11 protein-coding genes and 1 pseudogene (1 of these 12 only partly in view) are annotated in these 12,533 nt (G+C 61.1%); 5 read left to right on the top strand and 7 right to left on the bottom strand.

From position 1 onward, the window contains the following. Both uppP and tgt read right to left on the bottom strand, forming a co-directional pair. Positions 1 to 564: the 5' portion of an undecaprenyl-diphosphatase UppP gene (gene uppP / locus Q0367_RS14890; protein WP_298983188.1), read on the bottom strand. The gene continues 276 nt to the left of window position 1, outside the view; the window shows 564 of its 840 coding nt (coding positions 1-564); its start codon is at positions 562 to 564; its stop codon lies beyond the left edge, outside the window. Beyond that, complete coding sequence (gene tgt, locus Q0367_RS14895) at positions 561 to 1,721, bottom strand: tRNA guanosine(34) transglycosylase Tgt (RefSeq protein ID WP_297637078.1); 1,161 nt, start codon at positions 1,719 to 1,721, stop codon at positions 561 to 563. The genes uppP and tgt overlap by 4 nt, the downstream gene beginning before the upstream one ends. 132 nt (positions 1,722 to 1,853) lie before the next feature. Between tgt and Q0367_RS14900 the strand changes: the two genes are divergently transcribed. The 4 genes from Q0367_RS14900 to Q0367_RS14915 all read left to right on the top strand — a co-directional run bounded on the left by Q0367_RS14900 (position 1,854) and on the right by Q0367_RS14915 (position 5,964). Next, positions 1,854 to 3,635, top strand: coding sequence for a DUF6909 family protein (locus Q0367_RS14900; RefSeq protein ID WP_297637089.1), 1,782 nt, complete (start codon positions 1,854 to 1,856; stop codon positions 3,633 to 3,635). Beyond that, positions 3,632 to 4,507 (top strand): SirB1 family protein, encoded by an 876-nt coding sequence (locus Q0367_RS14905; protein ID WP_297637092.1) that lies wholly within the window; start codon positions 3,632 to 3,634, stop codon positions 4,505 to 4,507. The genes Q0367_RS14900 and Q0367_RS14905 overlap by 4 nt, the downstream gene beginning before the upstream one ends. Before the next feature lie 78 nt (positions 4,508 to 4,585). Then, complete coding sequence (locus Q0367_RS14910) at positions 4,586 to 5,269, top strand: 1-acyl-sn-glycerol-3-phosphate acyltransferase (RefSeq protein WP_297637095.1); 684 nt, start codon at positions 4,586 to 4,588, stop codon at positions 5,267 to 5,269. After that, positions 5,266 to 5,964: a 1-acyl-sn-glycerol-3-phosphate acyltransferase gene (locus Q0367_RS14915; protein WP_297637098.1), complete on the top strand. Its 699-nt coding sequence runs from the start codon at positions 5,266 to 5,268 to the stop codon at positions 5,962 to 5,964. Before Q0367_RS14910 ends, Q0367_RS14915 begins: the two co-directional genes overlap by 4 nt. A gap of 3 nt (positions 5,965 to 5,967) precedes the next feature. On the opposite strand, the gene Q0367_RS14920 is transcribed toward Q0367_RS14915, so the two are convergent. The 5 genes from Q0367_RS14920 to Q0367_RS14940 all read right to left on the bottom strand — a co-directional run bounded on the left by Q0367_RS14920 (position 5,968) and on the right by Q0367_RS14940 (position 11,566). Then, positions 5,968 to 6,198 (bottom strand): hypothetical protein, encoded by a 231-nt coding sequence (locus Q0367_RS14920; RefSeq protein ID WP_297637101.1) that lies wholly within the window; start codon positions 6,196 to 6,198, stop codon positions 5,968 to 5,970. A 694-nt stretch (positions 6,199 to 6,892) separates the two neighbouring features. Then, positions 6,893 to 7,942, bottom strand: coding sequence for a 2-oxoacid:ferredoxin oxidoreductase subunit beta (locus tag Q0367_RS14925; protein WP_297637105.1), 1,050 nt, complete (start codon positions 7,940 to 7,942; stop codon positions 6,893 to 6,895). Continuing rightward, entirely contained in the window at positions 7,939 to 9,783 is a 1,845-nt protein-coding gene (locus Q0367_RS14930) for a 2-oxoacid:acceptor oxidoreductase subunit alpha (protein ID WP_298983192.1), read from the bottom strand. The genes Q0367_RS14925 and Q0367_RS14930 overlap by 4 nt, the downstream gene beginning before the upstream one ends. An 89-nt stretch (positions 9,784 to 9,872) precedes the next feature. Continuing rightward, on the bottom strand, positions 9,873 to 10,595 hold the full coding sequence (locus tag Q0367_RS14935; RefSeq protein ID WP_297637111.1) for a FadR/GntR family transcriptional regulator: 723 nt from the start codon (positions 10,593 to 10,595) through the stop codon (positions 9,873 to 9,875). Positions 10,596 to 10,819: 224 nt separating this feature from the next. Next, positions 10,820 to 11,566 carry a transposase gene (locus tag Q0367_RS14940; RefSeq protein ID WP_297637114.1) on the bottom strand — a complete coding sequence of 249 codons (747 nt, stop codon included), beginning with the start codon at positions 11,564 to 11,566 and terminating at the stop codon, positions 10,820 to 10,822. 539 nt (positions 11,567 to 12,105) lie between these two features. Between Q0367_RS14940 and Q0367_RS14945 the strand changes: the two are divergent. Beyond that, a pseudogene (locus tag Q0367_RS14945) lies at positions 12,106 to 12,533 on the top strand (ATPase domain-containing protein); the annotation flags it as partial.

The following is a 12,533-nucleotide window of genomic DNA, read 5'->3' on the forward strand; positions in this document are numbered from 1 at the left end:
GACGCCGACGCCTAGCCCGGCGGCGATCGTGCTGCCGCTGCGGCTCACGCCCGGGAAGAGCGCAAAGGCCTGCGCCACGCCGATCACGATGGCGTCCAGCCAGGTCATCTGCGCCAGCGTGCGTCCTGCGCCGCCGCGTCGCCGCGTGATCTGTTCGCTCACGAAAAGCAGAGCCGCCGTCACCAGCAGGAAAAAGCCGACCCCGCGCGGATGGAGAAACATCGCCTCCAGCGGCTCCTCGAAGACCAGCGCGGCGATGACGGCAGGAAGGGTGCCGACGATGATGAACCAGGCCACGCGCGCGTCTGCATCGGCCAGTGAACGCTGCACTATGCTCAAAAACCAGGCGCGGATCATGGCCAGAAAATCGCGCCAGAAGACGACGAAGATCGCCACCAGCGTGCCCCAATGCAGCATGGTGTCAAACAACAACGAAGGCTTTTCCCATCCCAGCAGCCACGGCGCAATCACCAGATGGCCGCTGCTGCTGACCGGAATGAATTCTGTGGCGCCCTGAAGAATGCCCAGAATAAGCGCTTGAAGGATGTTGGGTGAGTCGTTCACAGTTGTTCTCGCTTTGCCTGGCGCAGCGCGCGCTGCTCATGACGTTTGGCCTGGTCGGTGATGCGGAAGCGCCGGTGAAACTGCTCTCGGAACGCCGCAAAGCGGCCTGCTTCGATGGCCGCCCGAATCTGACGCATCAGCTCGAGCATGAAATGGACGTTGTGAATCGTCCCTAGCCGCAGCGCGCTGATCTCCCCGGCCTTGTAGAGATGGCGCAAATAGGCGCGGCTGAAGGTTCGGCACGTGTAGCATGTGCAGTCTTCCTGCACCGGCCGCGGGTCTTCGGCGTATTGAGCGTTGCGCATGTTCATGCGGCCGTCAGGCGTCAGCAGTTGACCGTTGCGGGCGATGCGCGTCGGCAACACACAGTCGAAGAAGTCGACCCCGCGCGCCACCGCCTCGACGATGTCCTCCGGCGCGCCCACGCCCATCAGATAGCGCGGCTTGTCTGCAGGCAGGGCCGGGCAGGTGAAGTCGAGCGTGGCGTACATCTGCTCCTTCGTCTCGCCCACCGCCAGCCCGCCGATGGCGTAGCCGGGGAAATCGAGCTGGCGCAGAAATTCAGCGCTTTGCAGGCGCAGATCCTCGAAGACGCCTCCCTGCACGATGCCGAAGAGCGCCTGATCTTTTCTGCAATGCACAGCCTTGCAGCGCTCGGCCCAGCGGTGCGTGCGCGCCAACGCCTCCTCGTTGTAGGCGCGATCGAGCGGCGGCGGGCATTCGTCGAGCACCATGGCGATATCCGCCCCTAGCGCCTGTTCGATCTCCATCACCTTCTCCGGCGTGAAATGATGCAGCGAGCCGTCGATGTGGCTGCGAAAGATCACGCCCTCTTCGTTCAGTTTGCGACTGTCGGCGAGGCTGAAGACCTGGTAGCCGCCCGAATCGGTGAGAATGGGGCGATCCCAGGCCATGAACGCATGCAGGCCGCCCATGCGCTCGACCAGGCGATGGCCAGGGCGCAGATAGAGATGATAGGTGTTGGCGAGGATCAGCTCGGCGCCCGCCTCATGCAGGTCGCGCGGCTCCAGGGTCTTGACGTTCGCCTGCGTGCCCACCGGCGCAAATGCAGGCATTTGAATCGGTCCATGAGGCGTGTGGAAAACGCTGCGTCGCGCCTGTCCGTCCACACGCAGCAACTCAAAGCGGAAGGTCATAAGCTCAAATGCTAGCACGCAGGCCGAGCGCAAGCAAAAACATAAAGCCGGTGTGATTGCCGCTGAAGGCGCTTTATGCTAAGCTGCATGGGGCAAAAAGCCGATCAAAACAGCGGAGGCAATGGGATTGCCATGGATCGAACACCGCCTGCAGCCAAAAGCGACGAAATCGAACTCTACATTCGCACCTACTATTCCTTGCTGCGCAGCACCGGCCCGGTGCGCATTCGCAGCCTGGAAGACACTCACATGGGTATGCGCTCGAACCTGCACCATCTGGCCGACCGCCCCGACATCGACGTCTCGGCGCTGGTCTATTCTGCGCTGCGCCTGCCTGAGGAGATCGTGGACGCGCATCTGGTGGTGATGGGGCAGATGGAGGACGTCTTCGAGCGCGAGGGCTATTTCATCGAACACTGGCGAGCCGTCAAAGCGCGCGCCCGGCGACGCAAGTATTACTACGACGACGAGACGCATACGTTGGCCGCCTTCGTCGCCAGCGTGAGCGACATCGACGATCTGGTGCCTTGCATGACCGCCTTTCAGATCGAGTGGAACAAGATTCACGAACGGCTCAACAACGGCCAAATCCGCGAACATCTCCTGCGCTGCCCGATCGGGGAGCTTGCACTCACCGAGGAGCTATTGGCGGCGATCGGCCAGGCGCTTGACCTGACGCCGGGCGAAGTTGGACGGCTGGCGCAGCTCTGGCCGGGGCCGCAGCTCGCCATCAACCTGCAAAAGGCGGCGCGACGTCGACTGGACCTGCGCATGACCGTGCTGGGCAGCGGCCTGGGCGACTACCGGCGCAGCGTGCAGCACTGGTGGGGCAGGCTCGAAAGCGCCGTGGCGCATCTGAACCCTGGCGAACGGCCGATCTACTTTGTCAGCAGCAACACGCACAGCCTCGCCAACCTGGTGACCGGCCTCGCCTGGGAGCTGCGGGACGAAGTGCTGGACTATGTGCGCCGCGAAAACCCCGAAGACCTGCTGACCGAGCTGAAGGCGTTGCCCCCCAACAGCCCTGGCCATTTGCTGAACTTCCTGTACTACGCCTCGCGGCTCTATCTGGCGAGCCTGCGCGAGCAGGATCATGTTCGCGCCCTCGTGCGGGAGCGGGAGCGCGCGGCCGGCGTGACGCGCGTCAGCGACCCGCACTGTCTGGACGTGGAGGCGCAGGTCTTTGAATTGCGCTGCATCGACCGCGCGCGCGTCGATCCTCGTTTGCACGTTCTCAGCGATGAGGAGTGGGCGCTGCTCAGCGAAAGCAACGCGTTGATCCTCAACATCGACTATCCGCTCGGCATGGCGGCCTATCACATCTTCAGCCAGATCAGCACCGCCGTGGGCCGCATCATGGGCGTCTACGTGCTCGGCAAGGCGGCGACGCTCAACGGCCGCGTCGGCGACGTGATGATTCCCAACGTCGTCTACGATGAGCATTCGCAAAACACCTTCCTCTTCCGCAACTGTTTCACCGCCACCGACGTCAGCGGCTTGCTCTACTTCGGCACCGTTTTCGACAACCAGAAGGCGGTGACCGTGCGCGGGACGTTGCTGCAGAATCGGCAGTTCATGCACGTCTTCTACGAAGAAGGCTACACCGACATCGAGATGGAGGCCGGGCCTTATCTCAGCGGCATCTACGAGGACGTCTATCCGCAGCGCTATCCGATCAACGAGATCGTGAACCTGTTCATCAACGTGCCTTACGACATCGGCCTGCTCCACTACGCCAGTGACACGCCGATCAGCCGACGCCAGACGCTGCTCAGCAAGAGCATGAGCTACTTCGGCGTCGACGCCACCTACGCCACCTCGATCGCCGTCTTGCGTCGCATCCTGCGCCAGGAGGCTGCGCGTATGGCGCAGCTGAAAAAAGGGGCCAGCCCGCTCACGCTGCCGCACCGATGAAAGCCATCTTCGTTGAATTCCAACGCCATCTTGACACGCCGGACGTCACGGCCGAGGTGCTGGCGCTCGACATTGCGCGCATCGACAACCCGGAACTTGATGCGACGCACTATCTGAGCGTGTTCGACCACCTCGCCCACTACGTGCGGATGCGGCTCTCGCCAGAGGCAAGGGGACGCGCCGCCGCCGAGCGCTTCCTGGAGATCGTCACGGGCGATCTGGGGTTCCGCGGCAATCGAGAAAACTACTATGACCCCGCCAACAGTCTGTTGGACAAAGTGCTGGATCGCCGCGTCGGGCTGCCGATCATGCTCTGCCTGGTCTGCATGGCGATCGGCCGTCGGCTGGGCCTGCGCGTGGAGGGGCTGGGGTTTCCCCATCACTTCATGGCGCGCTACAGCGACGCCCAAGGCGCCTGGCTGCTCGATCCCTTCAACAACGTCGTGCTCGAACTTGAAGAGGCGGCGGCGCATCTCTCCCGCCTGATCCGGCGTCCGCTCCAGCTTGCGCCGCACTTCTTTGAGCCGGTGAGCGCCGTGGAGCTGGCGGCGAGGATTTTGAACAACCTGCGCGCCGCCTACACGACGCATCCCGACCCGCAGCGACTGTTGCTTGTGCTCGGCTTTCAATGCGCGCTGGAGCCCTCGCAACCGCTGGTGTGGCGAGAGCGCGGCGTGCTGCACTATCATCTGCAACACTGGGAAGAGGCGGCGCGTGACCTGCGCCGTTATTTCTATCTGCTCGGCGCGCTGCCCTATTTCTTTCCAGAAGAGGCGCGCGGCGTCTATACGCTGCCCGAGCTGGCGACGGACGACCGCAATCTTCTGACAATGCACCATCATATTGCTGAAATTTTGAACCGCATCAATTGAATTTGCTATCATCACACGTCGAAAATTATCGACCCGCATCGAACTAAAAGGAAGAGCCAAAAGGAAGAGGAGGAAGGTGTGTTTGCCGGTTCGTTCAAACCGCCCGGCGAGGCGATCTGGTCCTGGAAGGCGCTGCATCTGTTTGTGACCGCGGTCAAGCCGCTCTTCTGCCAGCTGCAGGTTGAAGGCCGAGAGCATATCCCCATGCACGGCGGCTGTGTGTTGACCTGCAACCACACCATGGGGCCTGATTTTCTCGTGCTCAGCTACCTCTCTCCCCGTCAGGTCTATTTCATGGTCAAGGCGGAGCTGATGGAGGCGAACCGCTGGCTGGGCAAATTTCTCAGCTATAACGGCTGTTTTCCGGTGCGCCGCGGCGAGGGTGACATGGACGCCGTCCAACATGCGATCGACGTCGTGCGTCGCGGCTGCATCTTGGGCATGTTTCCAGAGGGGACGCGCAGCCGCACCGGCAAGTTGCAGCGTGGACGCTCCGGCGCAGCGTACGTCGCCATCCGGGCGCAGGCGCCGGTGGTGCCGGCGGCGGTGATCAACTCGGAGGCGATTTTCAAGCGCTCCAACTATCTCAGCCTGAAGCCGCGCGTGCGCGTGACGGCGCGCATCGGCAGGCCGCTCACACCGCCCAAAGACGCCGATGACCGCCGCTCGTTGCGCGCGTTCACGCGCGACATCATGGCCGCAATCGCAGCGCTGCTGCCGCCGGAGCTCAGAAAATCAACGGAAGAAATGGAGGAAGCGTGAGACTGCCGAAGGACGCCACGCCTCTGTGGCGCTTTCTCTATGTGATTGCAACGTTGGTGCGGTGGATTTTTCTCCGTCTGCGCGTCGAAGGCCGCGAAAACGTGCCGGCGCAGGGCGGATGCGTCTACGCTATCAACCACACCATGGGGCCGGACTATGTGATCGTGGGCTACGCTTCCCCTCGCCAGGTCTACTACATGGCCAAGTCGGAGCTGTTCGCCGTGAATCCGTTGCTGACCTGGCTGATCACGGCCGCCGGCGCCTTTCCGGTGCGTCGCGGCCAGGGAGACGCGCAGGCGATTGAGCAGGCGGTGGCGATGGTGCGCAGCGGCAAGGTGGTGGGCATGTTTCCCGAAGGCACGCGCAGCCGCACCGGCAAGCTGCAGCGCGGCAAGACCGGCGTCGCGCGCATCGCCATGATGGCCCAGGCGCCGATTGTGCCGGTCGCCTTGATTAACTCGGAGCTGGTGTTGCGCGACCTCTTCAAGCTGAAGCCGCGGCCGCGGGTCACGGTGCGTTTCGGCAAACCGATCCCGCCGGTGGGCAGCGTGGACAATCCAGAGGAAGTGCGCCGTCTCACCACGCAGGTGATGCTGGCGCTGGCGGAGATGCTGCCGCCGGAGCGCCGCGGCTACTACGCCGATCCCGCGGCTGTGATGGCGGAGGAGATGCGAGCGGATAACGGTGGCGCCTGAACGCTAGTCGCACTCTTGCCTTCTAAAACGGCCGGTGCGGCTGCGTATTTCGGCGACGATGTTTTGCAGCTTCGCAAGATCCGACGCGGCGACGTAGCCTGCCAGTCCTTTGAGCAATCCATCCATGTCCGGCCTGTAGGCGTACATCAACGCGGCGATGTCGGTTTCATACAGGCTGGCGCGAGCGAAATTGCCTTGTCTGTACAGGGAAGGCAACGCGTAAAGCTTGAGCAACAACAGTCCTTCCACAGTTCGCTATGGGGACGTTGCGCTCCAGCAGATGCGCCGTTTGGGTGTATTTCGTAGAAACTCGCCTGAACAGGGGGTTGCGCGTGAGAAGAACGTCTATCAATAATTCGCCAAATTTGCCTCGAGCAAAGTATATATCCTGGTCAGAGATTTCCAGTTCCGGCAATTTCTCGAGCGAAGACAGCGCCATCAGGAGAGCAAGGGCTTGTGTGTTTCTGCCCTCGACGTAATAGAGCAGGGCGATTCCTCCGGCCAGGACGTATCGGATGCGGCGTTGTTCCAGGAGATCAAAAAACTCCTGCACCGATTCGACCAACGACTTGGCGTCTATCAGGTCGACCCGCTCCCCTTGTTCTTTGCATTGAATGCAACGGCGTTTTGGATGACTTCCCCGATCTGGAGACTGCTGGATAGGCTCATCCGCTGTTTCTCGCTATTTTTACCCGACGATCGGTGTTAACGACCTCACAGCGGCGGAACGCCGGTTGAGCTGAACGCACTCCTCAGGCTTGAGATGCACCGTCAACAAGATACACTCTAAATCCTCTCCGATCAATTGAAAAGAATGCAGCGGCGGATTTTCAAGAGCAAAAAAAGTCATCCGGATCCACCCCTCCACCGGAATGAGGCGAGGTGGATTCGGATGACAGGGCATCGTCTTGCTCGACGCTGCGCAGCCTTACAGCTCGGCCATCACGCGCGCCAGCGACTCCCGGCTGGGGCGAAGCTGCGCCTCACTGAGCTGCGTCAACGGCGTCTCGACCAGGTTGAGCGTGTCGATGAAGTTAGGCGTCTCCGGTTCGATGTAGAAGATGCCGGTCAACAGTTTCTGCTGCTGCCGCGCCTCCTCCAGCGTGCGGTAGGCGAGCAGCTTGTCGGTCGGGTCGTAGTCGGCGTTGAGCTTCTTCAGAATCAGCCACGAGCCGTCGTGAAGCTGCACTTCGGTTTCATCCTCGTAGTCCTCGATTTCGATCTGCTCGAAAGAGGGCACGAAGTTCAGTTCATGCAGCGGAATCTCGTGCTCCTTGCCGTAGGCGTAGCTCTTGGTCGACGTCTCGTGGTTGTTGAAGGTGACGCACGGGCTGATCACGTCCAGCACCGCCAATCCCTTGTGGGCGAAGGCGGCCTTAAGCAACGTCTCCAGCTGTTTGGCGTCGCCGGCGAAGCTGCGCGCCACGAAGGTGGCATTGGCCGCCAGCGCTTCGATGCAGATGTCCAACGGCATGTAGGGGTTGGTGCCCGCGTATTTCAGCGTCTGCCCCTTGTCGGCGGTGGCGCTGAACTGCCCCTTGGTCAGCCCATAGACGCCGTTGTTCTCGACGATGTAGACCATGCGCACGTTGCGCCGCACCAGGTGCTTGAACTGCCCGATGCCGATCGAGGCGGTGTCGCCGTCGCCGCTGACGCCGATGCCGGTCAGCGTGCGGTTGGCGACCAGCGCGCCGGTCGCCACCGAAGGCATGCGGCCGTGGACGGCGTTGAAGCCGTGGCTCATGCCCAGGAAGTAGGCCGGCGTCTTGCTGCTGCAGCCGATGCCGCTGAACTTGACGACGTTCTGTTGTTTGAGACCCATCTCCCACGCCGCGTTGATGATGCGCGCACTGACGCTGTCATGGCCGCAGCCGTTGCAAAGCGTCGAGTCGGCGCCCTTGTACGCAGTCTTTTCCAGGCCCAACAGGTTGACCTTGGGCGCGCGGGCGGCGGGTGTGTGTGTCGGTGTTGCAGTCATTTTTGCATTCCTTCCTGATTGGCAATCTGTTCCGTGATCCAGCGCGCCGAGAGCGGAAGACCGTCGCACTTGGAGACGGAGATCAGTTTGTTCCCCAGCTCGTGCAGCTCGACCAGCAAGATTTCATAGAGCTGGCCATCCCGGTTGTTCTCAACGACGTAGACTCGGTCGTACTTCTCGACAAAGCTGTGCACCTCGTTGTTGATGGGCAGGGCGCGGATGCGCAGGTAGCTCGTCTCGACGCCCCGTTCGCGCAGACGGTCGCGCGCCTCTACGATGGCCGGATGGTTGCTGCCCACGCTGATGATGCCAACGCGGGCGCCCTCCACTTCGTCGGCGATCGGACCGGGCACCAGCTGCGCGGCGGTCTTGAATTTGCGCGCCAGGCGCTGGATGTTCTTCTCCCAGTCTTCCGGACGCTCGCTGTAGGTGGCGTATGCGGTGTGGCCGGTGCCGCGCGTGAAGTAGGCTGCGGCCGGATGGTCGGTGCCCGGCAAGGTGCGATAGGGAATGCCGTCGCCGTCCACGTCGAGGTAGCGGCCCCAACGCTGGCCTCCGTGTTTCTCTTTGAATTGCGCCAACTCCTCGGCGGTCAACACCTTGCCGCGATCCATCGGCTTGTCCGGATAGGTGAACTCTTTGGTGATCCACAGGTTCATGCCGATGTCCAGGTCGCTCAGCACGAAGACCGGCGTCTGCAGCCGCTCGGCCAGGTCGAAGGCGACGCCCGCCATCTCGAAGCATTCGGTCGGGTCGGCGGGGAAGAGCACAGGATGTTTGCCGTCGCCGTGGCTGAGCGTATAGGCCGCCAGGATGTCGCCCTGGCTGGTGCGCGTGGGCAGGCCGGTGCTCGGCCCCATGCGCTGCACGTCCCAGATCACCGCCGGAATCTCGGCGAAATAGCCGTAGCCGACGAATTCGGCCATCAGGCTGATGCCCGGGCCGCTGGTGGCGGTCATGGCGCGCGCACCTGCCCAGCCGGCGCCCAACACCATGCCGATGGCGGCCAGCTCATCCTCGGCCTGGACGATGGCGTAGGTCGCAGCGCCGGTCTCCGGGTCGCGGCGCAGCTCCGCCGCATATTTGGTGAGCGCCTCCGCCAGGCTCGAAGAGGGCGTGATCGGATACCACGAGGCGAAGGTGAAGCCGTTGTAGATGGCGCCCAACGCCGCCGCCGTGTTGCCGTCCACCAGGAGCGTCCCCTCGTTGAAGCCGGTCATCGGCCGCACGCGATAGGGCTGATCGTTGACAAGGTTCGCTTTGGCCCAGTCGTACGCAGCGGTGACCATGCTCCAGTTCAGCTCGATGGGCTTGGTCTTGCCGCCGAAGTTCCACGCCAGCGCCGCCTTGATCTCATTCATGTCGATTTCGAGCAGGTAGGCGGCCACGCCCACATAGACCATGTTGGCGATGTAGCGCTGCAAGTTGTAGGGCAGGTTGGCGGCCTTGACCAGACTCTTCACCGGCATCGGATAATATTTGACGTCCTTGCGGTGGTTGGCGATGGGCAAAGAGTCATCATAAAGAATGATGCCGCCCGGCACGACGCTCTCCATGTCCTCCGCCACCGTCGCGCCGTTCATGCAGATCATGATCTCCACGCGCTCGCGGCGTGCGAGATACCCATCCTTGCTGAGGCGGATGTTGTACCATGTCGGCAAGCCCTGGATGTTGCTCGGGAAGAGATTCTTGCCGGTCACAGGGATGCCCATCTTGTACAGCGACCGGATCAGCATGTTGTTGCTGGTCTGGCTGCCGGAGCCGTTCACAGTGGCCACGTTGATGTTGAAGTCGTTGATGATCAACTGCTCCACCTGTTCGGCTCGAGATTCTTGCACCATTACGCTCATTGATTTTCCTCCTGGCTGAGCGACATAAAAATCGCTGAACACATGTTTTGCAACACTATCTAAACCGGCAAAAACGCCGTTTAGCTCACCGTTGGCGCCGAAATCATGGCGCCGTTTGCCTTTTGAGGCATCTCCATCGAGACGCCGCGTGCGTTAAGCAGCCGCATATGCTCGATCAGGAGCTGTTTGCCCTTCGCCGCTTCGCCCTGGCAGATCGCCTCGACGATGCGCTCATGATAGCGCCACACCTCCTGCAGATAGGCGTAGTCGGCGTAGGTGTTCAATTCGACCGCCTCATACGCGTCCCAGTAGGCCTCCAGCAGGCCAACCACGAAGGGGTTCTCCAGTCGACGATAGATGGTCAGATGCAGCTCTCGATGCTCTGGATAGGGAATCTGGATGCGCGGCTCCTGCAGCTTTTGCCAGGCCGAGGCCACCAACGCGCGCAACGCCGCCAGGTCCTCTTCCTGCAAGAGCGCCACCGCCTCTTCCCAATAGGCCGTCTCCAGATGAATGCGCAGCCCGCTGAACGCCTCGAAATAAGCCGGGTTGATCGCCAGCGCAGCCAGCAGGCTCAGGCGCACGGCGGGCAGGAAGCTGTATTCGAGGCGCACGATTCCGCGCCGCGGGCTGGCCTCCACCAATCCCAGCATCCGCGCCACCTCAAATTGCTCGCGCAGCTTGCCGATGCTCATGCCCGTCTCCTCACTGATTTCAGCCAGGGAGGGGAGGCGTTCGCCCGGCTTGTGACCGTTGGCGAGCAGGTAGCGCAGAAATTCAGAGTCGATTTTTGAGAGAACCATTATAAGCGATCTGGATGATTTATCTGATTATTATAATTAATACGATTGATTGTAAAAATCGTATCACACAACTGTGCAAAAGTCAACTCTGGCTTGAGTCGATTTTCACCAAATCTGCATTGTTGGGGGAGGGCGCCGTCTCAAGCCTCCGACCATGCTGCAGAGAGCAGCTCAGTCTGCTCGAGCACCGTCTGGGTGTTCGAAGATAGATTCGGTCATGCGGGTCATGTATCCTCCGGTTTGTGGCCGCCGGCAGTGGCGTTTTCACGGTCAAGCGCCCATCGCGCCGGGTTGTCGGCGATGTATTGGCGAATGCGGTTCAGTGATTCATCGTTGCGGATGATGTGTTCGTAGTAGTTGCGTTGCCACAACCTTCCCGGAAACGGCGGCCAGCCGGATCGTTTGACCTCGCGTGTGTACAAAACCGTGGTGATGGATTTGAACGCGCCAACGATGTCGCCAACCGTAGGGGCAACCACAAGGGTTGCCCCTACGGTTGGCCCGTTCGTGGTTGCCCCGTGCGTGGTTGCCCCGGGAACAAGGGCGGGCACAAGGCCCGCCCCTACGTCCGCCACCACGTCGGCGCCGCCGCCCGCATCGACGTCCGCACCGCCGCCCGCATCGACGTCCGCACCGCCGCCCGCATCGACGTCCGCACCGACGTCCGCCGCAACCTTGTCTGTCCCAACGATGATGATAATGCCGTGCACATGGTTTGGCATGACGACGAACGCATCTAATTCGACGGTGGGGAATCGTTGCAGCAATGCTTCCCATTCCGCCAGGATCATGCGACCGGCTGCGTTCAATTGCATCTTCCCATTTACCACTTCCCCGAACAGATGTATCCGATCTTGTGTGACGATGGTGATGAAATATGCGCCGGCCTGCGAATAATCGTAGCCCTTCAGGCGGATGCTGCGGCGGTTGAGGCGGGTTCTACGCCCGCCTGGGTTTATGGGCGTCGTCATAATCCCCCTTTTGCAAAAATTGTTCCGTCTCCCTCACCGGATATGGCCGGAGATGAGCTTCCGCAGCAGCGCATCGCGCAGAGCAGCAAAGGTGCTGCGGGACTTAAGTTCGAGTCTTAAAATCTGTGAGAAAAGCGATGTTAATAGCCGATGATAAAGGTTTCGTCAGTTTTTCGGTGGAAACAAGGTCCGCAGTTCGCTGCACCATCCAGTGCTTAGGTTGGTGACAACAGACTTGTCGCTCCCCTATTGCCGAATCTATTCTCCTGATTGGCGCAATGTCCACAAACAGAAATGGGTTCGATCCCTTGCTTGTGATCTCGTAAAGCGCAAGCGATAAAGCCATTATACCATCCTCAGTTCATTCCTTCGTTTGCGCACCTCAGCAGCTTGATATTTCAAGAAAAGATCGTGATTGACAGGATGCGAACATTTGTGCTAAACTGTGGCTCATCAACGACCTATTCACCGACAGGAAAGGGTGCATCGTGGCGCAAACACGCAAGCAGGAAAATCGGGAAACTCCCAAGGAGTCTGCAATGGAGACGGGAAAGAGCAAGGCGTTGGAGACGACGCTGGCCAATCTGAATAAAAAATATGGGGAAGGCATCGTCATGAAGCTGGGCGAGGCCACGAAGCTCAACGTGGAGTCCATCCCCAGCGGCAGCTTGAGCCTGGATATTGCGCTCGGCGTCGGCGGCTATCCGCGCGGGCGCATCATCGAAATCTACGGTCCAGAAAGTTCAGGCAAGACGACGCTCTGTCTGCACGCCATTGCGCAGGCGCAGCGCAACGGCGGCATCTGCGGCTTCGTCGACGTCGAACACGCGCTCGATCCAACCTACGCAGCGAAGATCGGCGTGGACGTCAACAACCTCTACGTGAGCCAACCGGACACCGGCGAGCAGGCGTTGGAGATCGCCGAGGCGCTGGTGCGCTCCAACGCCATGGACGTCGTGGTGGTGGA

This window comes from uncultured Caldilinea sp. (genome assembly GCF_937128415.1).
In the GTDB taxonomy this organism is placed as follows: domain Bacteria; phylum Chloroflexota; class Anaerolineae; order Caldilineales; family Caldilineaceae; genus Caldilinea.